The following is a 23,082-nucleotide window of genomic DNA, read 5'->3' as shown; positions in this document are numbered from 1 at the left end:
TGGTTCTGCAATGGAGAATTTCGATGGACCTCGCCACACTCGCCGTCTTCAGGGCCGTCGCCAGAGAGGAAAGCATCACCCGGGCCGCCGAACTCCTGGGTCGCGTGCCATCGAACGTCACAACCCGAATCCAGCAGCTTGAGGCGGAGATTAGCGTGGCGCTGTTTGCCCGCGAGACGCGACGCATGGTGCTGACCAGCGAGGGTAAAACCTATCTCGACTATGCCGAACGCATTCTCAATCTCGCCGAAGAGGCGCGCCAGCAGATCAATCCCGAAGGACCCGGCGGCACACTGCGCATAGGCTCGATGGAAAGCACAGTCGCAAGCCGCCTGCCCTCATTGCTTGCCGCCTTCAACCGCGACTGGCCGGAGATGACGATCGAGCTCTCGACAGCGCCAACCCGCCAGCTTGTCGATGCGGTTCAGGCCCACCGTATCGACTGCGCCCTCATCGCCATTGCGGCGGACGATGGCTGGAGCGCGCTCGACGCGCTGGAAACAGTCCCCGTCTTTCGCGAGCAGCTCGTCCTGCTCGTGCCAAAGGGGCACCGCGCGGTTCGCGCGCCAGCGGACGTGGAACCGATAGCACTGGCTGCCTTCGCGCCGGGCTGCACCTACCGCATGCTGGCGGAGGAGTGGCTGATGGGCGGAAGCCCCGCCCGCGCACGCCTGAAAATCCAGGAGGTCGGCTCCTATCACGCCATGTTCGCCTGCACCGCGGCAGGATCCTGCGTCAGCGTCATGCCGAAAAGCGTCGCCGACACGCTGTCCCATCTCGGCTCCGTGGAGGAGCATGAACTGATGGCTGTCGACACCCACCTGGCCTTCCGGCCAGGGTTCGCCACTCCTGCATTCCTCGAATGGCGCAAACGTCTCCTGACGGCCTCGGACATCGAACCTTCCACGAGCGCATGAAAGACCGGATGTCATCAAAGAAAGAAGCCGGCCCGACAGATGCTGCCGATCTGGCGCTGATCGTCCGCTTAGGGTTGACCACTCCGCCTTCACCGGTGTCTATCCGTTGATGGTCTCGTCAGGCATTGCTCTGGAAATCCGACATCGGCAGCGCCACCTAAGTGCAGAATGGTCGAGAGCCAGCGGCCGAGCGGTACGACGGAAGCGATGCGGAAAAGATGACGATACATTTCGACTTCGACAACAGCTACGCCCGTCTCGGCGCCTCCTTCTACCGGCCAACCGCGCCATCACCCGTCGCCGCGCCGCATCTCCTGAAGCTGAACCGACGGCTCGCCGAGGAACTCGGGCTCGACGCGGATCAATTGGGCAATGCTGAAGGAGTTGAAATCTTCGCCGGCAACCGGCTCCCGACAGGCGCCGAGCCGATCGCGGCCGCTTATGCCGGACATCAATTCGGAAACTTCGTACCGCAACTCGGCGATGGGCGCGCCATACTCCTTGGCGAGGTCGTCAAACGACAAGGGCGGCGTCGCGACATTCAACTGAAGGGGGCTGGCCCCACCCTTTTCTCGCGCAACGGCGACGGACGGGCAGCACTCGGCCCGGTCCTGCGCGAATATCTCGTCAGCGAGGCCATGGCCGCGCTCAAAATTCCAACCACGCGGGCGCTGGCCGCGGTCGCGACGGGAGAGCCGGTCTACCGGGAAACGGCCCTGCCGGGCGCGGTCCTGACGCGTGTCGCCTCCAGCCATATACGCGTCGGGACGTTCCAGTTCTTCGCGGCACGGGGCGACGACGAAGCGGTTCGCCAACTCGCCGACCATGTGATCGACAGGCATTACCCCGAGGCCGCGGGCGCTTCCAATCCCTACCGCGCTCTTCTCGAAGGCGTCTGCGCCCGCCAGGCGGCACTTGTCGCACGCTGGATGCAGATCGGCTTCGTGCACGGCGTCATGAACACCGACAATATGTCGATCGCCGGGGAAACGATCGACTACGGCCCGTGTGCCTTCCTCGATGCTTACGATCCCGCGACCGTCTTTTCTTCGATCGACCGGAATGGGCGTTACGCCTACGCCAACCAGCCCCGCATCGCGCACTGGAACCTCGTACGTCTGGCGGAATGTCTGCTTCCCCATCTCGATCCAGACGAAAACAAGGCCATTGAAGCCGCCGAGGACGTCCTCTCCGGCTTTGCCGACGCGTTCAACACTGCTTATGTCGACGGCTTTCGCGCGAAAATAGGTTTGCAGACACCACAGACGGAAGACGCCGCGTTGATTGAGGACCTTCTTGGGCATATGGCACGGCAGAATGCGGACTTCACTGTGACCTTTCGCAAGCTCGGCAAAGCAGCAGAAAGCGCGCAGGCCGATGGAGCGGTGCGCGGTCTCTTTGCTGATCCGACCGCCTATGACGGCTGGGCGGCGCGCTGGCGTCAGCGCCTCGCGGCCGAACCGGGAGAGCCAAGTGAACGTCGCGTAGCGATGGATGCGGTGAACCCGGCGATCATTCCGCGCAACCACCTCGTCGAGGAAGCGCTTGCCGCCGCGATGGCCGGCGACCTGGCCCCCTTCGAACGCCTGAACGAAGCACTGGCCACTCCCTTCGGGGATCAAGCGGAGTTCACCGATTATGCCGGCCTTCCGCCGATGTCCGCGACGGCCTACCGGACCTTTTGCGGCACGTAAACGCGCGGCCCACGAGCGACGCGATCCTTTTTGGCAGACCGAGGACCGGCTCTCTCAATGGCGGCTTTCGGGCCCGTTTCTGTCCGCCCTCAAGGCGCCCCATTTCGGTCATTCAACGTTCACGCCGCACGGATGAAACTAGCCATTCATCTTTCGGCAAAAGCTGCTTTTGAAGAGAATCAATTGCGGATGCCAAGCTGAAAGCTCAATGTCATAGGAAGCCAGCAGTAAAAGGGGGAGACAACGCGCCTCCCCCGCAAGATCGTCAGGGCTCTTTTGTGGTTGGCCGTCCTAGTGCTTCCCCCTGGTCGTCGAAAGCATGCAGGTCGGCGGCGGCGGCCGCGAGATGCAGCACCTCGCCCTTCTGGAGATCGCGAGTCCGGTCGAACTTGACGATGATGGTGATCTCGTCGGCAAATTTCAGGTGTGCGATCGTCACCTCGCCAAGATGCTCCACCAACTCCACGGGTGCGGAGATCAAAGCCTCGGCTTCATCGGCAGGATAGAGATGCTCCGGCCTTATGCCGAGCATTCCGGTAATGCTGCCGCTGCGGCCTCCCGAAGCGAAGCCGGTCTTCGGAAGCGGCCTGCCATTGATCGAAAGTGCTGCCTCTTCACCGGCGAACGAAATTTCGGCCGGCAGAAAGTTCATGGCCGGCGAGCCGATAAAGCCGGCGACGAACAGGTTCTTCGGCCTATCGTAAAGCTCCACCGGACGTCCCACCTGTTCGATATGGCCGTGGTTGATGACGACGATGCGGTCGGCAAGTGTCATCGCTTCCACCTGGTCGTGGGTCACATAGATCATCGTGGTATCGGCGAGCCGCTCCTTCAACCGGGCGATTTCGATGCGGGTCGCAACCCGGAGCGCTGCGTCGAGGTTCGACAGCGGCTCGTCGAAGAGGAAGACGCCGGCCTCACGCACGATGGCGCGGCCGATCGCCACGCGCTGGCGTTGACCGCCCGAGAGCTGGCGCGGGCGGCGCTTGAGATAGGGGCCGAGCTGCAGCATTTCGGCGGCAACCCGGACCCTCCGGTCGATCTCCGCCTTGTCCACGCGGGCGATCTTCAGGCTGAAAGCGAGGTTGTCGTAGACGTTCATGTGCGGATAGAGCGCGTAGGATTGGAACACCATGGCAATGCCGCGCTCCGCAGGCGGCACATCGTTCGCCCGCTTGCCGGAGATGACGAGATCACCGGAATTGATGCCCTCGAGACCGGCGATCATCCGAAGCAGGGTCGATTTCCCGCAGCCTGACGGACCGACGAAGACGACAAACTCGCCTTCCTGAATATCCAGGTTGATATCACTGATCACTTCCAGCGAGCCGTAGGACTTGGAAATGTTCTTCAGGCTGATGGCGGTCATCGGCTTGTCCCTTCATGTTTGTCGTCGCGCCAGTACCAGCCGTGCGGAGCGGGTTTGGCGACATATCTGGCGCGTGGCAGGCTGTCTTCGGTGCGGATCGACCACGAAAGCAGCGTTGCCAGCATGTCGGCCTTCACATCCGCGTGGCCGGGGTCGTCGTAGAGGTTTGCCAGCTCTCCGGGGTCCTTGCTGAGATCGTGAAGCGAGGCATTCCCCATCACGTCGAAATTCAGCTTGAAGTCGCCCTTGCGCACCATCTTGCGATTGCCGCTCTGGGTGACCGCGTTGAGCTCGTCGATCGTCAGGCCCTCGTAAGGGAAATGCAGTTCCGGCGTCTCGCCAGGATCATAAGGCAGATCGCCGATGCCAAGCTCCGAATAGATGCTTTCGAATTCACGGGCGGGATAGTCGCCACCGGTCAACATCGGCCAAAGGCTGCGCCCCTGAACACCAGCTGGAATGTCGGCGCCAATCATCTCGCAGAGCGTCGGAAACAGGTCGACGAGAGAGACAAAATCAGTGGCGTTCAGCTGCGTTTTCACGCCCGGGCCGGCAATCATCATCGGCACCCTGACGAGGCATTCCGGCAGGCCGACGCCCTTGCGCTGCAGGCCGTGGTCACCTGCGAAATCGCCATGGTCGGAGACGAAGATCACCAGCGTATCATCGGCAATGCCCTTCTCATCGAGATGGTCGAGGAAACGCGCGATCTGGTCGTCGAGCATGCGGATCATGCCGGCATAGACAGCGCGGTAGCGACGCCAGTCGGCGTCGTAGCCCGGTCGCTTCTCCTCGAACAGCTCGGCAAGCCATTGCCAGTGGCCGCCGCGGGCAAGCGTGGTCTCTCGCGAGCCGACGCGTTCCGGCATGTCGTCCGGCGAAAACATCGAGAAATAGGGTTCGGGTGCCTGATAGGGGTTGTGCGGCTCCGGCAGGGACAGCCACAGGAAGAACGGCTTCTCGCCGTTGTTGTCGACGCAGTCCATGGCATCATCAACGATGCGTGCGCAGAGCTCTCTTTCCACCGGGAAAGGCGTCGGCTCCTTCGCGACGGTATGGTCGAGGTCGACGAGCCACTGATCAAACGCGACCTCTTCGGCGCTTGCTCGATCCTTCGGGCCATTGGTGTGGCTGTAATCGCCCGAGAAGTAGTCGAAATCCTCAGGCGCCAGATAGCTGTGGTTCTTGCCGGCGAGGTTGACGGTATAGCCCGCCTCGCGCAGCACCTGCGGCAGGTCCCTGTCGTAGACGACGAAGTCGCGCGGCGACCAGTTCTGCTTGACGCGCGTCGCCTTGGGAAAACGGCCGGTCATCATGCTGGTACGCGCCGGCGTGCAGGTCGGCATCGGTGTGTAGGCACGCGAGAAGCGCGTGCCCTTGCGGCCGAGCGCCTCGACGCGCGGCATGGCATCGACCGGAAATCCCTCGGACGCGAAGAAATCGGCCCGCTGCTGATCGGTCATGATCAGTACGATATTCGGTTTGCCAATCGGTTCATGTGTCATTTTGTCTGTCACCGGTCTTCCATGGCGACGGCGAGCGGCATCCCGCCCGCCGCCTGACCATCACTGAAGGATCATCTTCGACTGGTTGATGAAATCGCCGGCCGCCTTTTCCGGCGTCGCCTGGCCAAAGCCAACCGATTGGTTCTGGCGGGAGAGAAGCTGCTCGAGCTCGCCGTGACCTCCGATCCAGCGTGGCGTCTGCTTCGGCGCGTTCTTGCGCACATCGGTCAGGTAATTCAGCACCTTGATGTTGGCGCCTTCCGAGTTTTCCAGCAGGATATCAGTAGCCTTCTGGGACGCCGGACCACCGAGCGTCAGACCAAGTGTCTTGATGGCCTCCTCGTCGTTCAGCAGGAAATCGATGACCTTGGCCCCCTCCTCGATGCGCTTCGAGCGGGTCGGCACGACCCAGAAGTCAAGCGCGCGGACCAGATGTCCATTGTCGGCAGCGCCCTCTGGAACCGGGCCGGAATGAATGCCGACCGGGGTCGTCATCAGGTCGGTGTAGAAAATGAGCTGCTGGCACCAGCCGGCCTGCATGCCGGCAAGCCCCCGCACCATGGGCGCATTCTGGAAGCCAGCGCTTTCCGCCGAGATCGAGGATGGCGGGCACGCGCGGTCGTCGCGCATCTTCTGCCAGTAGGTGAGCCATTCGGTGAGGTCCGCGGCCTCGAAGCCCAGCTCCTCGCCCTGATAGAGGGACTTGCCCCTCTGGGTCAGGAAGATTTCGAACAGCGCCATCGAGCCGCCGTCATCCGAAGTACCGTAGTGGTTGTTGCCACCGGCTTCGGCAATTTTCACCGCGATATCGTGATAGCCGTCCCAGGTCATGCCCTCGAGATCGGCGGTCACACCGGCCTTTTCGAGCTCCTGCTCATTGTAGAACACGGCATAGGCAATCTGGTTGTTGCCGATGGCGTGGGTCTCGCCACCATCGGTACCGATTTCGAGAACGCCGGGATAGAGGCCGGAAACATCGATGGTGCTGCCGACATGGGGTGACAGGTCGGCGAGCAACCCGCGCTTCAGGTAGCTAAACAGATAGGTCATCGAGTGGCGGTGCATGTCCGGCGCGGTGCCGGCGGAATATTGCACCGGCAGCCTGTCGTAAAAATCGCCGAAGGGCGCGAACTCGACCTCGAGATTGATGTCCGGATTGCGCTCGGCGAAAATTGCCAGCGCCTTCTGCATACGGGCATTGGTATCCTGCCCGCCGTACCAGCCGACCTTGACGTTTTCGGCGGCAAGCGCCGGGCCGTTGAGGCCTAACCACAGCGCCGTGGTGCCGCCGATGCTGACCTTCAGCATCTGCCGGCGGTCAAGCGATGGGCCTTTGAACTTCGAATTCATTTTCTTCTCCTCCTTTTGGGTTCGACATCAGCCCTTGAGGCCGGTCGTCGCGATGCCTTCCGCGATCTGGCGCTGGAACAGCATGAACAGCACGAAGAGCGGCAGAAGGGTGATCACCGACATCGCAAACAGCATCCCCCAGGCGGATTCCCCGCTGGTTGCGTCGATGAACAGGTTGAGCGCCAGCGGCGCGGTGTAATTTTCGAGAGAGCCCAGGTAGATGAGCTGGGCGAAGAAGTCGTTCCACGTCCACAGAAAGGTGAAGATGGCGACGAGAACGAGCGCGGGCCGGCAGACCGGGAAGATGATGTACCAGAAGATCTGGTAACGATTGCAGCCGTCCATCTCCGCAGCCTGGTCGAGATCGCGCGGGATGCCGCGGATGAACTGCACCAGCAGGAACACCATGAAGGCATCGACGGCGAAGAACTTCGGCAGCACCAGCGGCACGATCGTGTTCACCACGCCGAGGCGCTGAAAGACAATGTACTGCGGCAGGATGGTGACGTGGAACGGCAGCATCAGCGTCGCCAGCATCAGCGCGAAGGCGAATTTGGAAAACGGGAATTTCAGCCGCGCGAAGGCATAGGCCGCTAGCGAGCAGGAAAACAGGTTTCCGACGATCGCCAGCAGGCAGATGATCACCGAATTCAGCAGGAAGGCGCCGAACGGCAGACCGAGCTTGTTCCACCCTTCGATATAGTTCGACAGGGTGAATTGGTCAGGAATAAGCCCAGGCTCGGTAAAGATCAGCGATTCCGGCTTGAACGAGCTCGAAATCAGCCACAGCAGGGGGTAGCCCATCACCAGTGCGACGGCGACCAGAAGGGCGAGCTTGCCGTAATGGCGCAGCGCACGCGGAGCGGTTTCGGTTGTGGTGGTCATCGTGTCAGCTCTCGTAATAGACCCAGAAGCGCGAGGCGTAGAAGGAGATCGCGGTGAACACCGCGATGATCGCGAGCAGCACCCAGGCCATTGCCATGGCGTAGCCCATGTGAAAGTTCCTGAAGCCTTCGAGGTAGAGGTAGAGGGTGTAGAACAGCGTTGAATCGACCGGGCCGCCGGAGCCATTGGAAATCACATAGGCCGGCACGAAGGCCTGGAAGGCGGTGATCGTCTGCATCACTAGATTGAACAGGATGAGCGGGCTGAGGAGTGGCAATGTGATGCGGAAGAAACGCTGCACCGGTGAGGCACCGTCCATCACCGAGGCGTCGACGATATCCTTCGGGATTTGCCTGACGCCGGCGAGAAAGATCACCATCGGCGCGCCGAACTGCCAGACATGCAACAGGATCAGCGTCCACAGAGCATAGCGCGGATCGCCGATCCAGCTCGTGGTCTGAAAGCCAAGGCCACCGAGCACCATGTTGACAAGGCCGGTGCTGCCGAAGATCTGCCGCCACAGAACCCCGATAGCAACCGATCCGCCGAGCAGCGACGGCAGATAGAAGATGCTGCGGAATGTGTTGGCAGAGCGCGTCTGCTTCGACAGTGCCACCGCGATCACCAGCGCCACGGCAACCGCCAGCGGCACCGACACCAGGACGTAGGTGGTGGTGACCTCCAGCGACTTGATGTAGCGCGGATCGTAAAACATCATCCGCTCGTAATTCTGCAGCCCGACCCAGTGCGGCGTCGAAAGAAGATCGTAGTTGGTGAAGCTCAGCACGAACGAACCGACCATCGGCAGCGTCGTCAGAAACACGATGCCGATCAGCCATGGCAGCAGAAAGACGAAGGCCGACCGGCCCTCCCCCCCGCTCGGACGGCGCCACGGCATCGCGGACTTCAAGTTTGCGCGCGACGAACCTTCGCGCGATATTTGGATTGCCCATGCGTCTCCTCCCGCAATTCAATCTGTTTTCTGGCGTCCTCTATCACCTGTAGCAGGGACCGGCGCCGGCCTCCCCGGCATGGTGAGAACAGCATTGATACGCCGGGAACCCGCCTCCGATCCGATCGATGATCTGAGACCGGAAGGCACACAACTGCGGGCCGATAGCCTCCGTTGAGGCCGCCTTGACTGTCATGCTTTTTTCGTTCCATCTCCCGAAAGCACGCAAAATCCCTGACGCGCAAACGAGTTTGCAACGGTCTCCATCTGCGGTTTTCCAAACCGTCAACGGGGTGCTAAATTTATTTAGCAATCTGCTTCGCGTCGGGATCTTTGTCAAGTATGATTGCGTAAACCGGGGAAACGTGATGAAGAAGCGCATCAGAATGGTCGATATCGCAGACGCTGCGAAAGTGTCCCGCACGACGGTATCGCTGGTTATGAACAACATCCCCGGCACGCGGATTGCAGAGGCGACACGGCAGCATGTGATCAGGGTCGCGCGCGAACTGGGCTATGCCCCGGGCCCACTGATCGAAGATATCGATCCCGAGCAAAAGCGGATTTTCGGCGTTCTCATGAACGAGCTCGCGGCAGCGTATCCGACGGATCTCATCGACTCTCTGCAAACCTTCGCGGATGACCACGGGTTTCAGGTCGTGATCCAGGTCACGGGCCTCAATCCGGATCATGAGACTGCCGCGCTTCGGAATTTTTCACGCCTTGGTGCCGAGGGCGTTATCTACGCGACCGCGTTTACAACCATCGTCACGCCGTCGCCCGCACTCGATAGCCACAGGCACGTATTTCTCAACTGCCGCAGGAAGGACGGAGCAGGCACCTCGGTTCTTCCCGCCGAGCGGCACAATGGAGCGCTTGCGACCCAGCATCTGATAGACCGAGGATGTCGCCGGATAGCGACGATCACTGGCGACCCCTGGCAGCTTGCCTGCAAGGAACGCCTCGCAGGCTATCGGCGAGCGCTCAACCAGGCCGGACTGGCGCATTACCCGGCGCTCGAATGCAGCACCGACTGGGGACACCGACAGGCACATATCGCAACAACCGAAATGCTGGAGCAGGGTGCGGGTCCCGATGGGATCGTTTGCCAGAACGATATCATCGCCCGCGGTGCGATTGCTGCCATAAGGGACTTCGGACTGAGGGTCCCGGACGATATCGCGGTGATCGGCTACGACAACAGAGAGTTCACCAAGGACCTCCACATCTCGACCATCATACTGCCACATGTCGCAATGGCAGAGCGGGCGATGACGATTCTGACCGACGATCACCCCCTGAAAGACGGAACCCAGACCATCCCCGGCAACCTGGTCACTCGCGACAGTACAGCAAAAGGAGAAGCTGTGGCGACGGAGCAAGAGGACGGGAAATAACGTCGTGGCGCTCCAGAGAGGTACGCCTTCGCTGATCGCAGCGATCGGTGCCATGCAGATGGCCAATGAGATGTTCAGTTGGCGATCCCTTGCTTACGACAAGCCACTTAGCGCTCGATGCGGCGTTGCTTCCCAACGACCGCCATTCCGCACCTAGCCCCGTTTCAGCAAGTCTATTTTGCGCCTCGAAGTCGGCCTTTTAAGTCAGTCCGCCGGTTTCTCGAAAGCTGTCGGTCTGCATACGGCGGAGAACAAGAACAGCCACGATAACACAATCGAACTTTTCTCTTGAAAATGCCCTGAGCCGCAGAGGCTGAGTTACCAGCCCCCAACCTTAATTGAGGGGCTGCGGGTTAGTACAGTGCGCACAGTCGCCTTCCAGACTTGACATTATTGGATGGAAATGGCTGGCAAGACGCCTTCGGCTGCGGCTTTGATGCGGTCTATGAGATCGGCGATCCTCGGATCTGCTGCGCGATCTGCCAGAAGGTAGATTCCCATCGTCTTTGAGGCCGGCGCCTCTGCCTGTGTAATCTCAAGCAAACCTCGTCTGCGGATCTCGGGGCTAAGCAGTTTAGTGAAGTGCAAGACAGCGTCCGTGTCGGTGACATAATCGATACAAGCCGTCAGCGAGTTCGACGCGAAGGCAAATCGCGACGCCACAAACGCACTGGCGATGGTCTCCAGCCGTTCCGCCTCGTTGATGAAGGCACGATATCGGTTTTCCGGCGTGGCGGGGTAGGCGCGCGGATAGTCAAAGATTTCCTTGCGCGTGCGGGGTCGATCCAGGAGTGGATGGCCCGGGCGGGCGAAATAACCGGGCGGAGACTGGCTGAGCGGAATAAACCTGGCGCCGGTGCTGGCGCGCAGACCATCGAAGCGATAGGAGACAAAGAGGCTGATATCGCCCGAGAGCAGTTGCTCCATGCTCTGGATCTGATCGGCAATGTTCACGCGCACCGGCGCGGTGGGATGGTCCGCGCGATAGTTCCTGACGACGTCCCGGATGAACAGCGTCCACCAGGTGTCGCCACAGGCAAGGGCGATCCCTTCTTCGCTGCGCTCGCTCTGCTCCTTCAGATTGATCAGCGCATTGTCGTAGATCCGCTGCATCATGCGCACGTTTTCGCACAGCGTCTCGCCATAGGACGTCAACCTCATCCCTTCGGCCGTCCGCTTGAGCAGCGGCAGGCCGAGGTCCGTTTCCAGGCGCTGCATATTCACCGTGAGCGTTGGCTGGGTCACGTTGAGCATGCGCGCGGCGGCGGTGATGCTGCCCGCATCCGCTATGGCGAGAAACTGGCGAAGGGCACGATCCATGTCTCCATCCTCATAGACATTGTCTATTTTAGGCGCATTATTTCATATTTTACAAATGATGCACGCCATGTTTAGCTCGTGCTCGACAGCGCCGCCAACCGGCAGGAGGAGCCGGCGGAGGCGCACAGACAGCAGTCCGGCGACCACCGACCAAAACCATGCTGAGAACCCTGCCATCGCTGCGTCCAGCGTACGCGATTGATGCGCTATGCCCTCGTCATGCTGCTCTCTGGATTCGAAATCAGAGGAGGATTGCACATCATGAACATGAACAGACGTCAGATGCTGATCGGGAGTTCCGCCCTGCTGGCCAGCAGCTACATCGCGCCCGCCTTGGCACAGGAACCCAGACTGCGAATGCTGTTTTGGGGAAACCAAGTGCGGGGAGATCGCACCTACAAGGTGATTGAACTGTTTGGAGAAAAGACCGGCATCCCGATGACGGCCGAATTCTTGGCGTTCGGCGATTACTGGCCCAAGCTCGCGACCCAGACGGCCGGAGGCGGCGCACCCGATGTCGTGCAGATGGACGGCGCCGGCCGATACATCACAGAATACGCCAATCGCGGCGGCATCGCGCCACTCGACGCGTTTGTCGGCAACGAACTTGATTTCAGCGACTTCGATCAGGATCAGCTTGATGCCGGCAAGGTCAACGGCAAGCTCTACGCCGTCAGCCTCGGATCAAACGCTTTCGGGATGATCGTCAATACCGAAGTCTTCGCGGCGGCCAATGTCGATATTCCGGGTCCGAACACGACGCTGGACGATCTTTATGACATCGGTGAAGCGTTCAAGAGCGCCGGCATCAGTCAGACGGTCACGGATGATCGTTCGGGTTCGTGGGCCGGCCTTGAGAACTGGCTGCGTCAACAGGGAAAAGCGCTCTATACGGCAGACGGCGCGCTGGGATTCGACGAAGCCGACATGACCGGCTGGCTCAGCCTGTGGAAAGGCTACCGCGATGCCGGTATCTGCGTCGCTGCGGATGTGCAGGCCATGGCAGACGGTCCGGCCACCTCCCCCCTGATCACCGGCCAGAGCGCGTCCATGGCCGAGTTCTCAAACCTGCTGCTTGCCCACCAGGTCCTGACGACATCACCCTTGATCCTGACGAACTTTCCGCGCATCGCGCTCGACGCACCCGGTGGCTATTACCGCCGTCCATCCATGTTCTTTTCCATCAGCGAAAACTCTGCGCACAAGGCCGAAGCCGCCCGCTTCATCAATTTCTTCGTCAATGACGTCGAGGCCAACAAAATCCTCTGCGCCGAACGCGGCATCCCCGCATCGGCACATGTTCGGGAGGGTATCGCGGACACGCTGGACGAAACCACCAAGGCGGCGGTTGCCTATGTCGGCGGACTGGGGCCGTTGCTCAGCCCGCCACCGCCGCAATCTCCCAGTGGCGGCGGGGAAATCAACGAGGCGTTGTTGTCCGCGGCAAGCCAGGAGGTGGCTTTTGACACTCGATCGCCGGAAGATGCCGCCACCGGGTTCATCGCCGCAGCCAAAGAGGCGCTGCAGCGCGCGCGCTGAATTTTGTACCGCACGAGGGAGACATCCCTCGTCCCGTCATACCGGAGGCCATGTTGGGCCCGAATATCGTCTACATCCATACCCATGACTCAGGCCGTTACGTGTCTCCCTACGGTCATGCCGTGCCCACTCCCAATATTGCGCAATTGGCGCGTGAGGGGGTGCTGTTCCGCAATGCCCACACCGCGGCTCCGACCTGCAGTCCCAGTCGTGCGGCTCTCCTCAACGGGAACTGGCCGCACGAGAACGGTATGCTGGGGCTGGTCCATCGTGGCGCCCGCCTCCACACGCCCGGACACCATCTGGCCCACGTGCTCCGCGAGGTCGGCTACGACTGCGGGCTGATCGGGCTGCAGCATGTTGCGCCGCAGGAAGACCTCGGATCGCTGGGATACAACGAAGTCGAGGCCCCGCCGAGCAATCACGCTCAGGATGTCGGACCGGCGGCGGCCAAATGGCTGGCCCGACGCAGGAGTGAGAAGCCGTTCTTTCTGTCAGTCGGCTTTATTGAAACGCACCGCGTCTACCCGGATCCGGATCCGCGCGAGGAGCCGAACTACATCGCTGTTCCGCCGGGCTATCCGGACACCGCGGAAAACAGGCTCGACACAGCTCGCCTGCACACAAGCTTACGCAGTGTCGACGACGCCGTTGGTCAGGTGCTGGCCGCGCTGGCTGCGTCCGGAAGGGCGGCGAATACGCTTGTGATCTTCACCACCGATCACGGCCTTCCCTGGCCGGGCGCCAAATGTAATCTGGGCAATGCGGGCACCGGTGTTGCACTTGTCATGCGCGGACCACAGGGGTTTGCAGGTGGCAAAGTGGTCGATGCGCTCATTTCACAGCTGGATATTTTTCCCACCGTGATGGAGCTTGCCGGGCTCGGTCGTCCACCATGGCTGCGCGGTTTGAGCGTCATGCCCCTTGTGGCGGGGGATGTCACCGAAATCCGGCAAGAGATTTTTGCCGAAGTTACGTGCCACGCAGCTTTCGAACCGATGCGCGCGATCCGCACGCACGAATGGCTCTACATCAAGCGTCTAGATGGCGGCAGGCTGCGTGTGCTGGCAAATGTCGACGACGGCCCTACCAAGCAGCTTTTTGTGAACCATGGCTGGACTTCCAACCCACCGCGCGAAAATGCCCTCCACAACGTGATGCTCGATCCGCAGGAACAGTGCAATGTGATTGACGACCCAAGGCATGTCGAAATTGTTAAAACATTGGACGCGCGTCTGAATGAATGGATGCGGTCCACAAATGACCCCCTGCTTGACCATACATGGCGCCCGCCGGAGCATTTCAGGCTCGAACCAAGAGAGTCGTAGCTCTTTCATCACGGTGAAGCTGATCGGTGCGGTGCTCCGCATCGTCGTGGCAAGGTAGCGCATCATTGGTGACGAGCCTTGTCGAGCTTCGCGCCATCGACGTTTGCGGCAGAAACAGCATCCGGCGTTGCTGCTAAATTGGCCCTTGGTCTACAGTTTCTTGGCCACCTCTTCCGTCCACTTTTCCAATCTAGCAGCACCGGACGAACACAACCGCCACGCTTTCGATAGCCCCACCTTTCAGCCTGCGCACATGGTCCTTTCGCTGCGATCTTCTGGCTCGCTTTGTCACAGCGTATCGCCACAAGCGCGATCTTCGCTTCAAACACGACCGATAAATTCCGGAGACATTCTCATGTCTCTCCAATTCGAAGGATACACCTTGACAAGGTGTCCGGATTTCCAAGATCGCTTCAAAACTTCGCACTAAGCCCTTGAGAAAAATAAAAACATGTTACGGAAGATTGCAAAGTTACCACATTTGGACCTCAGCTAAGCAACAATGCTGGCCACCAGCATATCGAAAACTCAAACGTTCTAGCCTGGATCTCCAGCAACTTTAAGTCAATTGGCTCCCTATTGAAGAAATCTGAACCTAAGGCAGACTCTCTCAACCGCTTGCTATAGAACGCGCTGGCACAATATGGGGGAGGTTAGATGGACAAAATTCTGCAACAGTTTCTGTCGATCGCGGAATCCGGATCTTTCAGCCGGGCGGCGCAATTATTGAATGTCACGCAGCCGACCCTAACCTTCAACATCCGGAAACTCGAAGAGAACCTCGGTGTCACTCTGTTCAAGCGTACAGCCCGCGGCGTGACGCTAACGCCATATGGCATGACGCTCTTCGAAAACGTGCGCGTGATGCGCCGGCTCTACGACAATACCATCGACCTCATCGAACGGCAGCGGATGCAAACGGAACGCTCGATTAGCATCGGCACCGGTTACACATGGTGGGTTCTTTTCCTGCGCGACTGGGCTTTCGAGCATCGCAGGCTCTACCCCGAAGCGCCGGTCCACGTCAGTATCGGCAACCAACTACGCTGTATGGATCAACTTCTGGCCGGCGAGATTTCGATGTTTGTCGGGCACGAAACGCCATCCATCGCGGCGGAGTTCAACACGCGCTTCGTGCCGTTCTGTAGGGCGCGGCAGGGCTATTTCGTACGAGAGGGACATCCTCTGCTCGGCGAACCGCGCAGGCGGGAGGATATCCAGGCCTATCCCCGCGTCTCGCCGGGCTCGCCGGACCAGCGCTATGAACGACTATTCCTGCGCCAGCCCGACGGCGAAGGCAGCCCCCGCTACAGGATCGACGGTCATGGCTTCGCCTCGAACTCCATGTCCGCCTGCATCGACTACATGCTCCACAGCGATGGTGTCCTTCGCTTCACCACGCTTCTGGCTGATAAGCTCGTGGAGAAGGGCCTGAGGGAGGTCGCATTGCTGCCTAGCCATACCAATCCGCTTGAGAATGTCGGAATCTACGCCACTCAGGACGCCGATCAGAACCCAAGAACCGCCGCGCTGATTGATGAAATTCGTGCATTGGGCTTAGCGCGATTTGACGTTCCAGATAAACCTAACACATAGATCGAATCTATAACGCTGTCGGAAAATCGTATTTTTCATATGCTTGGCCGGTTGATAACCTCATTTCTCGCCGATTGAGGAGAATTCGGCATCAAAGGAGGAGCATATGATCAATCACATTGGTCGCCGTCAGTTCATGCAGATTGCCGGCCTTACAGCAGTCACCGCCGGCTTGAGCAGCAACATCGCCCACGCCGCAGCCGACAGGCTACGCCTTATCTTCTGGGGCGGACAGGCCCGCGCCGACAAGACGGGCCAGGCCAGCGCGATTTTCGCCGACAAGACCGGCATCGCCGTCCAGAACGAGTTTCTGTCGTGGAACGACTACTGGACCAAGCTCGCGACCCAGATCGCCGGCGGCAATGCACCCGACGTCGTGCAGATGGATTACCGCTACATCACCGAATACGCGTCACGCAACGCGATTGCGCCGCTTGACGAATTCGTCGGCCAGCAGCTCAATCTCGACGACTTCGACGAAGACCAGATCCAGGGCGGCTCCGTCGACGGCAAGCTCTACGGCATCAGCCTCGGTGCGAATTCGATGGCCTGCGTCTACAATACCGTCATCCTTGAGAAAGCCGGGATCGAACTGCCGCAGGGCGGTTTCACCTATGACCAGCTCTACGAATATGCCGATCTCTTCAAGCAGGCCGGCCTGCCGAAGGGCATCAGCGTGATCACCGATTCCTCCGGCAACGAACAGGTTCTCGAAAGCTGGCTACGCCAGCGCAAAAAGGCGCTCTACACCGCCGATGGCAAGCTCGCCTTCGACGCCGACGACGCCACCGAGTGGTTTATCATGTGGTCGAAGCTGCGGGATGCCGGCGTTTGCGTTTCCGCCGAGGACACCGCGCTTGGTACGGGACCGATGGAATCCTCCATGCTGGTGACCGGCAAGGCGGCCATCCAGACGGACAACTCCAATCTCCTGGTTGCCTATCAGGCCCTGATGCAGGATCCGCTCGCTCTCGCTCCCTTTCCGCTGATCGCGGCCGATGCGACCGGCGGTCAGTATCGCAAGCCTTCGATGTTCTTCTCGATCGCCACCTCGTCGCGCGCAAAGGCCGAAGCCGCCAAATTCCTCAGCTTCTTCGTCAATGACCTTGAAGCGGCGAAGGTTCTCGGCACCGAGCGCGGTATCCCGTGTTCGGAGGCGGTGCGTGAGGCGCTCGCCCCGACATTGACGCCGCTCGAGCGGGCAAGCCTCGAATATGTCTCGAGCCTCGGCGACATCCTCGGACCGATCCCGCCTTCACCGCCGACGGCGGCCGGCGAGATCAACCAGTCGGTTCTGGCCAATATCAGCCAGCAGGTCGCCTTCGGAATGCAGAAGCCTGACGACGCAGGTCCCGACCTGGTCCAGCAGGCGAACGAACTCCTGAGCCGGAGCTGACCATGACGATCACAACGCCTTCTGACGCCGTCCCCCCGCGCGGGGGGATGGTTAGGGGAAAGGCTCGCCCGTGGTACGCCTCAGCGGAAGGCGCAGGCTATCTTTTCCTGCTCCCCTGGGGGATCGGTTTCCTGTGTCTGTCCCTCGGTCCCATCCTCTGGTCGCTCTATCTTTCCTTCACGGATTTCGACCTGCTGACGGCTCCGGACTGGGTCGGAACGGCAAATTACGTCCGTATGTTCACGGCCGACGCCAAGTTCATGACCTCGGTCAGGGTCACCTTCGTCTACGTGCTGTTTTCCGTTCCGCTGAAGCTCGTCTTCGCTCTGGTCGTCGCGATCCTGCTCAACCGCGGTATCCGCGGCCTGCCGCTTTACCGGGCGCTGTTCTACCTGCCCTCGCTCCTCGGCGCGAGCGTCGCGATCGCCATCCTCTGGCGGCAGCTTTTTGCCGGCAATGGCTTGGTCAACCAGTTCCTCGCCCAGTTTGGTATCGAGGGTCCAAGCTGGATATCGAACCCGAACTATTCGCTGTGGACCCTGATTGTCCTCGCCGTCTGGCAGTTCGGCTCCCCGATGATCGTCTTCCTCGCCGGCCTGCGGCAGATTCCCGCCGACGTCTACGAGGCGGCGCAGATCGACGGCGCCAGCCGTTGGCGGCAGTTCGTGCGAATCACCGTGCCGCTTCTGACTCCGGTGATCTTCTTCAACGCTATCATCCAGACCATTGACGCGTTCAAGACCTTCACACCCGCCTTCATCATCTCGAACGGTTCGGGCGGCCCGGTCAATTCGCTGCTGTTTTACACCCTCTATCTCTATCAGGAAGCCTTCGGCTATTTCCGCATGGGCTACGCTTCAGCGCTTGCCTGGGTGCTACTGATCATCATCGCGCTGTTCACGGCCTTTGCCTTCCTCACCAGCCGCTATTGGGTGCACTATGACGAATAACGCCACGCTTTCCGAAGCCACGACGCGTTCTCGCCTCGTCGGCATTCTCGTTCACGTGCTGCTGATCGGCGCCTCGATCGCGATGATCTATCCGCTTTTGTGGATGCTGTCGGCCTCGTTCAGGCCCGAGAACGAAATCTTCTCCTCGGCAAGCCTGATCCCATCGAGCTTCAGCCTCAGGTCCTACATCGAGGGCTGGAACGGGCTTCCGGTCAGCTTCGGCCGGTTCTTCAGCAATTCCTTCCTGGTCGCGATCCTCTGCGTTATCGGCAATGTGTTCAGCTGCTCGCTCGCCGCCTTCGCCTTCGCGCGTTTAGATTTCAGGGGCCGACGCGTGTTCTTCGCGCTGATGCTGATGACCCTGATGCTGCCCTATCACGTGACCCTGATACCGCAATATGTGCTGTTTCGGGGACTAGGCTGGGTCAACACCTTCCTGCCGCTGGTGGTGCCGAAATTCCTCGCAGTCGATGCCTTCTTCATCTTCCTGATGGTGCAGTTCTTCCGCGGTATCCCGAAGGAACTCGACGAGGCGGCGATGATGGATGGCTGCTCGCCCTGGCGGATCTACTGGAAGGTGATCATGCCGCTGTCGATGCCGGTGCTGGCCACCGCCTCGATCTTCACCTTCATCTGGACCTGGGACGATTTCCTCGGGCCGCTGATCTATCTGAACGACATGGAGCAATATACCGCCATGCTCGGCCTCAGGACCTTCGTGGATTCGACCGGCGTGTCGAATTTCGGCGGCCTGTTCGCCATGTCCGTCCTGTCGCTGGTGCCCGTTTTCGGCTTCTTCCTAGTGTTCCAGAAGCTACTCATCGAGGGCATAGCCACCACGGGGATGAAGCGATGACGAGAGCGTTGGCCTACCGCCTCTTCGGCGACCACCAGAACACAGAACTTAAGCCCATCCGGGAGGCAATCCATGTCATCCACCGTTGAGTTGCACAACATCTTTAAGTCATACGGCGAACTTCAAGTCGTTCACGGCGTCGACCTTCATATCGACCCCGGTGAATTCGTGGTCTTCGTCGGCCCGTCCGGGTCCGGAAAGTCGACGCTACTTCGCATGGTCGCTGGCCTCGAGAAGATCACCGGCGGCGACTTGATGATCGACGGGGAGAAGGTCAATCGGATCGCCCCCTACGAACGCGGCATCGCCATGGTCTTCCAGTCCTATGCGCTCTACCCGCACATGTCGGTTTACAAAAATCTCGCCTTTGGGTTGGAAACGGCAAAAATGTCGAAGGCGGAAATCAAGCGCCGCGTTCAAGATGCAGCGGAGATCCTGCAGATTGAACAACTCCTTGCGCGAAAACCGCGCCAGTTATCCGGCGGCCAGCGCCAGCGCGTGGCGATCGGACGAGCTATCGTGCGCGAACCGAAGCTCTTCCTGTTCGACGAGCCGCTTTCCAACCTCGATGCCGAGCTTCGCGTGCAGATGCGCGTTGAGATTGCCAAGCTTCACAAGCGGCTCGGCAACACGACGATTTACGTTACTCACGACCAGGTCGAGGCAATGACCATGGCCGACAAGATCGTGGTGCTGAACAACGGTCGCATCGAGCAGGTCGGCACACCGCTTGATCTCTACAACACACCCCATAATCGCTTCGTAGCCGGCTTCATCGGTTCGCCGAAGATGAACTTCCTGACCACGGAGCCCGCGACCAACGGCATCAGAGTGGGCGGCGTATCGCTGCCGGCGCCCGCTCCCGTGACGCCGGCAGCGACTTTCGGCATCCGCCCTGAGCATATCCGGATCGAACCTCGTGACGGCGGCATCAGACTTGGCTCTGCAAGCGTCGACCTGGTGGAGAATCTCGGCGGCCAGACCGTGGTTTATGCCAGCCTCGCCGACGGCCAGCCTCTGACAGTTCTGCTTGATGGGCAGCCGCGGGTGGCCGACCAGGTCGAGGTGTTCTTCGATTTCGACAAGGCCCATTTTTTCGACAGCCGAGAACAGAGCATATCCGTGAAGCCCACGGAGGATGCCTTATCGAGCACAAACAGGAATTCGAGGACGCGGCCGGCAGGGACCGGCCCGGAATGAGGAGTGAGAAATGTTGAGGTTTGCAGCCGTCGGTCTCGACCACGGCCATATATTCGACCATGTGAAGGGGCTTCTGGCGGCTGGCGCCGAATTTGTCGGCTACTGCCCGGAAACCACCGCGCCCGGTGTCGTCACGGCGATGGAGGAAAGCTATCCGGACGTCCCCAAGCTCGATCGCGACAGGATATTCGATGATCCGACGATCGACGTCATCTGCATCGCTGCCATCCCCGCCGACCGCGCCGGGCTCGCGGTCCGTGCCATGAAGGCCGGCAAGGACGTGATGGTCGACAAGCCGGGTCTGACGACCTTCGAGCAACTGGCCGAGGTTCGCAAGACCCAGGAAGAGACCGGCAGGATCTTCTCGATCTGCTTTACCGAGCGCCACAGCGTCCGCTCCGCCGTCAAGGCCGGCAGGCTGGTGCAGGAGGGCGCGATCGGCCGGGTGGTCCAGACCATCGGCACCGGGCCGCACAAGCTGCAGCTTCCCACCCGGCCCGACTGGTTCTTCGATCCCGAGCGCTTCGGCGGCATCATCGTCGACATCGCCTCGCACCAGATCGACCAGTTCCTGTTCTATACCGGCTCGACCAGCGGCGAGGTCGTGGCCAGCAGCGTCGGCAACTTCTCCATGCCGGAAAAGCCCGCCTTCCAGGATTTCGGCGACCTGCTGCTGCGCTCCGACAAGGCCACCGGCTATGTCCGCGTCGACTGGTTCACGCCGGACGCGCTCGGCACCTGGGGCGACGGCCGACTGACCATCCTCGGCACCGAGGGCTATATCGAACTGCGCAAGTATATCGACATCTGCGGCCGGCCCGGCAAGGATCACCTGTTCCTCGTCAACGGTGAGGAAAAGACCTACATCGATTGCAGCGGCGAGGAGCTCATCTATTTCCGCGCCTTTGTCGATGATGTCGGTGAGCGCACCGAAACGGCAATGTCGCAGGCGCATGTCTATGAAGTCTGCCGCCTCTCGCTCGAGGCGCAGGCAAAATGCCGCCCGGATCGGCGGCTAGGGAGGAAATCTGCAATGACCAGGAAATTTCGCGTCGGCGTGATCGGCGCCGGCATCGCCGCACGGCATCTTTCCGGCTTCGGCTGGAACCCGGACCTGTTCGAGGTCGCCGTGCTGTGCTCGCTCGATGAGGAGCGCGGCCGCGCGCTCTGCGCCGAGCACAAGATTGCCGACTATACCCAGGATGTGGACACGCTGCTTGCCCGCAACGACCTCGACATCATCGACATCTGCACCCCGCCGGATTCGCATTTCGAACTCTGCAAGCGCGCCATCGAGGCCGGTAAGCATGTGATCTGCGAGAAGCCGCTCTTCGGCTCGATCGCCGATGTCGACGCGATGATGGAGATCGTCGGCACCACCGATCGTGTGGTGATGCCGATCTTCCAGTATCGTTATGGCACCGGCCTGCAGAAGCTCAAATATCTCATCGAGCACGGGCTGACGGGCCGGGCCTATCTCACCACCATCGAGACCCACTGGTGGCGCGGGCCGGATTACTACGCGGTTCCGTGGCGCGGCAAGTGGAAGAGCGAACTCGGCGGCGGCCTGCTTGGCCACGCAATCCATGCCCACGACATGCTCAACTATGTCCAGGGCGCTTGCGCTGAAGTCTTCAGCCACGGCACGACGCTGGTAAACCCGATCGAGGTCGAGGACACCGCGACACTGTCGGTGAAGATGGAGAACGGCTCGCTCGCAGCACTTTCGATGACGCTCGGCTCCCGCAAGGAGATCTCGCGCCTGCGCTTCTGCTTTGCCGATCTCGTCGCAGAAAGCGTGCTGGAGCCCTACACGATGGGCCGCGATCCCTGGACCTTCACGGCCGGCACTGAAGAACATCAGGCACGCATCAATGAAGCGCTTTCGGGCTACAAGGAGGAGGAGGACGGCTATACCCGCCAGTTCCAGCTCCTCCACAAGGCGCTCGTCGACGGCACCGAACCTCCGGTGACACTCGAGGACGCCCGCCGTTCGCTGGAGCTTGTGACCGCCGCCTATCATTCCCAGCGCACCGGCATGCCGACGCCAATGCCGATCAAGGCCGACCACCCGCTCTACCGCTCCTGGCTGCCGGAAGCCGCGCTGGTCTGAAACATATCGCCGAAGACGACCAGAGGCCGCGTCCATCCGAGCGCGGCCTTTTTCGTTCGACACCCGCTTGCGGCCTCGCCTCTTGCAAATCCTCGAACGCTCGGGAACCGAAACGGCCCGGAAACGGTTTGAAGAGGAGGAAACAAGCGGGAGACGCGAAGTGATCTGAGACCCGACTTCCCTCCATTTTTCCGGAGAGTCTTGGGCATCTTGCAGTGCGCATTCGCCATAACCCGCTTTCACTACCATCTGGCATCAGCCGCTTTGGGCGGACACAGGTCATCCGCCGCGCCTGGCACGAAGGTCGGCTCTGGGCCGAAAGCGACTATATGCCTCTCAAGCCCGAACGTCCGCTTCGCTAATTGGTGAGACCAAACCTGCCAGTCAGCAGTCGGCCCCCTTGCTGCCGGTCCGGAAGGCGCCCCCATATCGGTCATTCAAAGAAGCGGCCCTGCGTCCCGAGAGCGGACTCTCGCGGTGAAGCGTCCGAATAGCGGGTTCATTGGAAGGATCTAGTCAGGTAGCTCAAAAAGTACGCCAACAACCTCAAGGAGGTGCGTCAGGTACGGCATTCCATGTCCACGTGGGGTCGTATCAGTTAATGACCTGTGAATCGACGCCCGGTTCACATCCTTGTTCGAAGCCACGATTTCTTGAGCGTACGGATTGACCTGCTGAGTTATTGATTGCCGTTGAGAACTGACCATCCCCCACC

The 23,082-nt window shown here is 60.5% G+C and carries 17 protein-coding genes and 1 pseudogene; 12 read left to right on the top strand and 6 right to left on the bottom strand.

Annotated features, from left to right (window positions below):
• Positions 1–23: 23 nt before the first annotated feature.
• Together TM49_RS14010 and TM49_RS14005 are read left to right on the top strand one after the other, a co-directional pair.
• Positions 24–917: a LysR substrate-binding domain-containing protein gene (locus TM49_RS14010; protein ID WP_045682149.1), complete on the top strand. Its 894-nt coding sequence runs from the start codon at positions 24–26 to the stop codon at positions 915–917.
• Positions 918–1,135: 218 nt separating this feature from the next.
• Complete coding sequence (locus TM49_RS14005) at positions 1,136–2,611, top strand: protein adenylyltransferase SelO (RefSeq protein WP_045685248.1); 1,476 nt, start codon at positions 1,136–1,138, stop codon at positions 2,609–2,611.
• A 265-nt stretch (positions 2,612–2,876) separates the two neighbouring features.
• On the opposite strand, the gene TM49_RS14000 is transcribed toward TM49_RS14005, so the two are convergent.
• The 5 genes from TM49_RS14000 to TM49_RS13980 are packed head-to-tail and all read right to left on the bottom strand — an operon-like array spanning position 2,877 to position 8,618.
• On the bottom strand, positions 2,877–3,980 hold the full coding sequence (locus TM49_RS14000; protein WP_045682147.1) for an ABC transporter ATP-binding protein: 1,104 nt from the start codon (positions 3,978–3,980) through the stop codon (positions 2,877–2,879).
• A complete protein-coding gene (locus TM49_RS13995; RefSeq protein WP_045682145.1) occupies positions 3,977–5,485 on the bottom strand; it encodes a sulfatase family protein in 1,509 nt (502 codons plus the stop codon). The genes TM49_RS14000 and TM49_RS13995 overlap by 4 nt, the downstream gene beginning before the upstream one ends.
• A gap of 60 nt (positions 5,486–5,545) precedes the next feature.
• The gene (locus tag TM49_RS13990) at positions 5,546–6,835 is read right to left on the bottom strand and encodes an ABC transporter substrate-binding protein (RefSeq protein ID WP_045682143.1); all 1,290 of its coding nucleotides are present in this window, start codon (positions 6,833–6,835) and stop codon (positions 5,546–5,548) included.
• Between the two features lie 27 nt (positions 6,836–6,862).
• Positions 6,863–7,720 (bottom strand): carbohydrate ABC transporter permease, encoded by an 858-nt coding sequence (locus TM49_RS13985; protein WP_045682141.1) that lies wholly within the window; start codon positions 7,718–7,720, stop codon positions 6,863–6,865.
• Between the two features lie 4 nt (positions 7,721–7,724).
• Positions 7,725–8,618, bottom strand: coding sequence for a carbohydrate ABC transporter permease (locus TM49_RS13980; protein ID WP_045685247.1), 894 nt, complete (start codon positions 8,616–8,618; stop codon positions 7,725–7,727).
• A 422-nt stretch (positions 8,619–9,040) separates the two neighbouring features.
• Between TM49_RS13980 and TM49_RS13975 the strand changes: the two genes are divergently transcribed.
• Positions 9,041–10,069 carry a LacI family DNA-binding transcriptional regulator gene (locus TM49_RS13975; RefSeq protein WP_158498641.1) on the top strand — a complete coding sequence of 343 codons (1,029 nt, stop codon included), beginning with the start codon at positions 9,041–9,043 and terminating at the stop codon, positions 10,067–10,069.
• Between the two features lie 390 nt (positions 10,070–10,459).
• On the opposite strand, the gene TM49_RS13970 is transcribed toward TM49_RS13975, so the two are convergent.
• A complete protein-coding gene (locus TM49_RS13970; RefSeq protein ID WP_045682137.1) occupies positions 10,460–11,389 on the bottom strand; it encodes a LysR family transcriptional regulator in 930 nt (309 codons plus the stop codon).
• Positions 11,390–11,650: 261 nt separating this feature from the next.
• Between TM49_RS13970 and TM49_RS13965 the strand changes: the two genes are divergently transcribed.
• The 9 genes and pseudogenes from TM49_RS13965 (at position 11,651) to TM49_RS13930 (ending at position 22,367) form a co-directional block, all read left to right on the top strand.
• A complete protein-coding gene (locus TM49_RS13965) occupies positions 11,651–12,928 on the top strand; it encodes an ABC transporter substrate-binding protein (RefSeq protein ID WP_045685246.1) in 1,278 nt (425 codons plus the stop codon).
• A gap of 53 nt (positions 12,929–12,981) precedes the next feature.
• Positions 12,982–14,256, top strand: coding sequence for a sulfatase family protein (locus TM49_RS13960; protein WP_158498640.1), 1,275 nt, complete (start codon positions 12,982–12,984; stop codon positions 14,254–14,256).
• A 657-nt stretch (positions 14,257–14,913) separates the two neighbouring features.
• Positions 14,914–15,852: a LysR family transcriptional regulator gene (locus TM49_RS13955; protein ID WP_052699849.1), complete on the top strand. Its 939-nt coding sequence runs from the start codon at positions 14,914–14,916 to the stop codon at positions 15,850–15,852.
• A gap of 106 nt (positions 15,853–15,958) precedes the next feature.
• On the top strand, positions 15,959–17,248 hold the full coding sequence (locus TM49_RS13950) for an ABC transporter substrate-binding protein (RefSeq protein ID WP_045682132.1): 1,290 nt from the start codon (positions 15,959–15,961) through the stop codon (positions 17,246–17,248).
• A 47-nt stretch (positions 17,249–17,295) separates the two neighbouring features.
• Positions 17,296–18,198, top strand: a complete 903-nt coding sequence (locus TM49_RS13945) for a carbohydrate ABC transporter permease (RefSeq protein ID WP_045682130.1) — start codon at positions 17,296–17,298, stop codon at positions 18,196–18,198.
• On the top strand, positions 18,188–19,054 hold the full coding sequence (locus TM49_RS13940; protein ID WP_045682128.1) for a carbohydrate ABC transporter permease: 867 nt from the start codon (positions 18,188–18,190) through the stop codon (positions 19,052–19,054). The genes TM49_RS13945 and TM49_RS13940 overlap by 11 nt, the downstream gene beginning before the upstream one ends.
• Positions 19,055–19,126: 72 nt before the next feature.
• Positions 19,127–20,254 carry an ABC transporter ATP-binding protein gene (locus tag TM49_RS13935; RefSeq protein ID WP_082074744.1) on the top strand — a complete coding sequence of 376 codons (1,128 nt, stop codon included), beginning with the start codon at positions 19,127–19,129 and terminating at the stop codon, positions 20,252–20,254.
• A gap of 10 nt (positions 20,255–20,264) precedes the next feature.
• Positions 20,265–21,251 (top strand): annotated as a pseudogene (locus TM49_RS23070) (Gfo/Idh/MocA family protein); the annotation flags it as partial.
• A gap of 36 nt (positions 21,252–21,287) precedes the next feature.
• Positions 21,288–22,367, top strand: coding sequence for a Gfo/Idh/MocA family protein (locus TM49_RS13930; RefSeq protein WP_045685243.1), 1,080 nt, complete (start codon positions 21,288–21,290; stop codon positions 22,365–22,367).
• The last annotated feature ends 715 nt before the right edge of the window (positions 22,368–23,082 follow it).

It is taken from the genome of Martelella endophytica, assembly GCF_000960975.1.
Taxonomy (GTDB): domain Bacteria; phylum Pseudomonadota; class Alphaproteobacteria; order Rhizobiales; family Rhizobiaceae; genus Martelella; species Martelella endophytica.
Note: the sequence above shows the minus strand (reverse complement) of the source record. Positions and strands in the feature narration are given on the sequence as shown.

What these genes read in the sequence shown, in the direction of transcription:
- TM49_RS14010 (WP_045682149.1), top strand. Translation starts at nt 24, where the DNA reads ATGGACCTCGCCACACTCGCCGTCTTCAGGGCCGTCGCCAGAGAGGAA.
- TM49_RS14005 (WP_045685248.1), top strand. Translation starts at nt 1,136, where the DNA reads ATGACGATACATTTCGACTTCGACAACAGCTACGCCCGTCTCGGCGCC.
- TM49_RS14000 (WP_045682147.1), bottom strand. Translation starts at nt 3,980, where the DNA reads ATGACCGCCATCAGCCTGAAGAACATTTCCAAGTCCTACGGCTCGCTG.
- TM49_RS13995 (WP_045682145.1), bottom strand. Translation starts at nt 5,485, where the DNA reads ATGACACATGAACCGATTGGCAAACCGAATATCGTACTGATCATGACC.
- TM49_RS13990 (WP_045682143.1), bottom strand. Translation starts at nt 6,835, where the DNA reads ATGAATTCGAAGTTCAAAGGCCCATCGCTTGACCGCCGGCAGATGCTG.
- TM49_RS13985 (WP_045682141.1), bottom strand. Translation starts at nt 7,720, where the DNA reads ATGACCACCACAACCGAAACCGCTCCGCGTGCGCTGCGCCATTACGGC.
- TM49_RS13980 (WP_045685247.1), bottom strand. Translation starts at nt 8,618, where the DNA reads ATGCCGTGGCGCCGTCCGAGCGGGGGGGAGGGCCGGTCGGCCTTCGTC.
- TM49_RS13975 (WP_158498641.1), top strand. Translation starts at nt 9,041, where the DNA reads ATGAAGAAGCGCATCAGAATGGTCGATATCGCAGACGCTGCGAAAGTG.
- TM49_RS13970 (WP_045682137.1), bottom strand. Translation starts at nt 11,389, where the DNA reads ATGGATCGTGCCCTTCGCCAGTTTCTCGCCATAGCGGATGCGGGCAGC.
- TM49_RS13965 (WP_045685246.1), top strand. Translation starts at nt 11,651, where the DNA reads ATGAACATGAACAGACGTCAGATGCTGATCGGGAGTTCCGCCCTGCTG.
- TM49_RS13955 (WP_052699849.1), top strand. Translation starts at nt 14,914, where the DNA reads ATGGACAAAATTCTGCAACAGTTTCTGTCGATCGCGGAATCCGGATCT.
- TM49_RS13950 (WP_045682132.1), top strand. Translation starts at nt 15,959, where the DNA reads ATGATCAATCACATTGGTCGCCGTCAGTTCATGCAGATTGCCGGCCTT.
- TM49_RS13945 (WP_045682130.1), top strand. Translation starts at nt 17,296, where the DNA reads ATGGTTAGGGGAAAGGCTCGCCCGTGGTACGCCTCAGCGGAAGGCGCA.
- TM49_RS13940 (WP_045682128.1), top strand. Translation starts at nt 18,188, where the DNA reads ATGACGAATAACGCCACGCTTTCCGAAGCCACGACGCGTTCTCGCCTC.
- TM49_RS13935 (WP_082074744.1), top strand. Translation starts at nt 19,127, where the DNA reads ATGTCATCCACCGTTGAGTTGCACAACATCTTTAAGTCATACGGCGAA.
- TM49_RS13930 (WP_045685243.1), top strand. Translation starts at nt 21,288, where the DNA reads ATGACCAGGAAATTTCGCGTCGGCGTGATCGGCGCCGGCATCGCCGCA.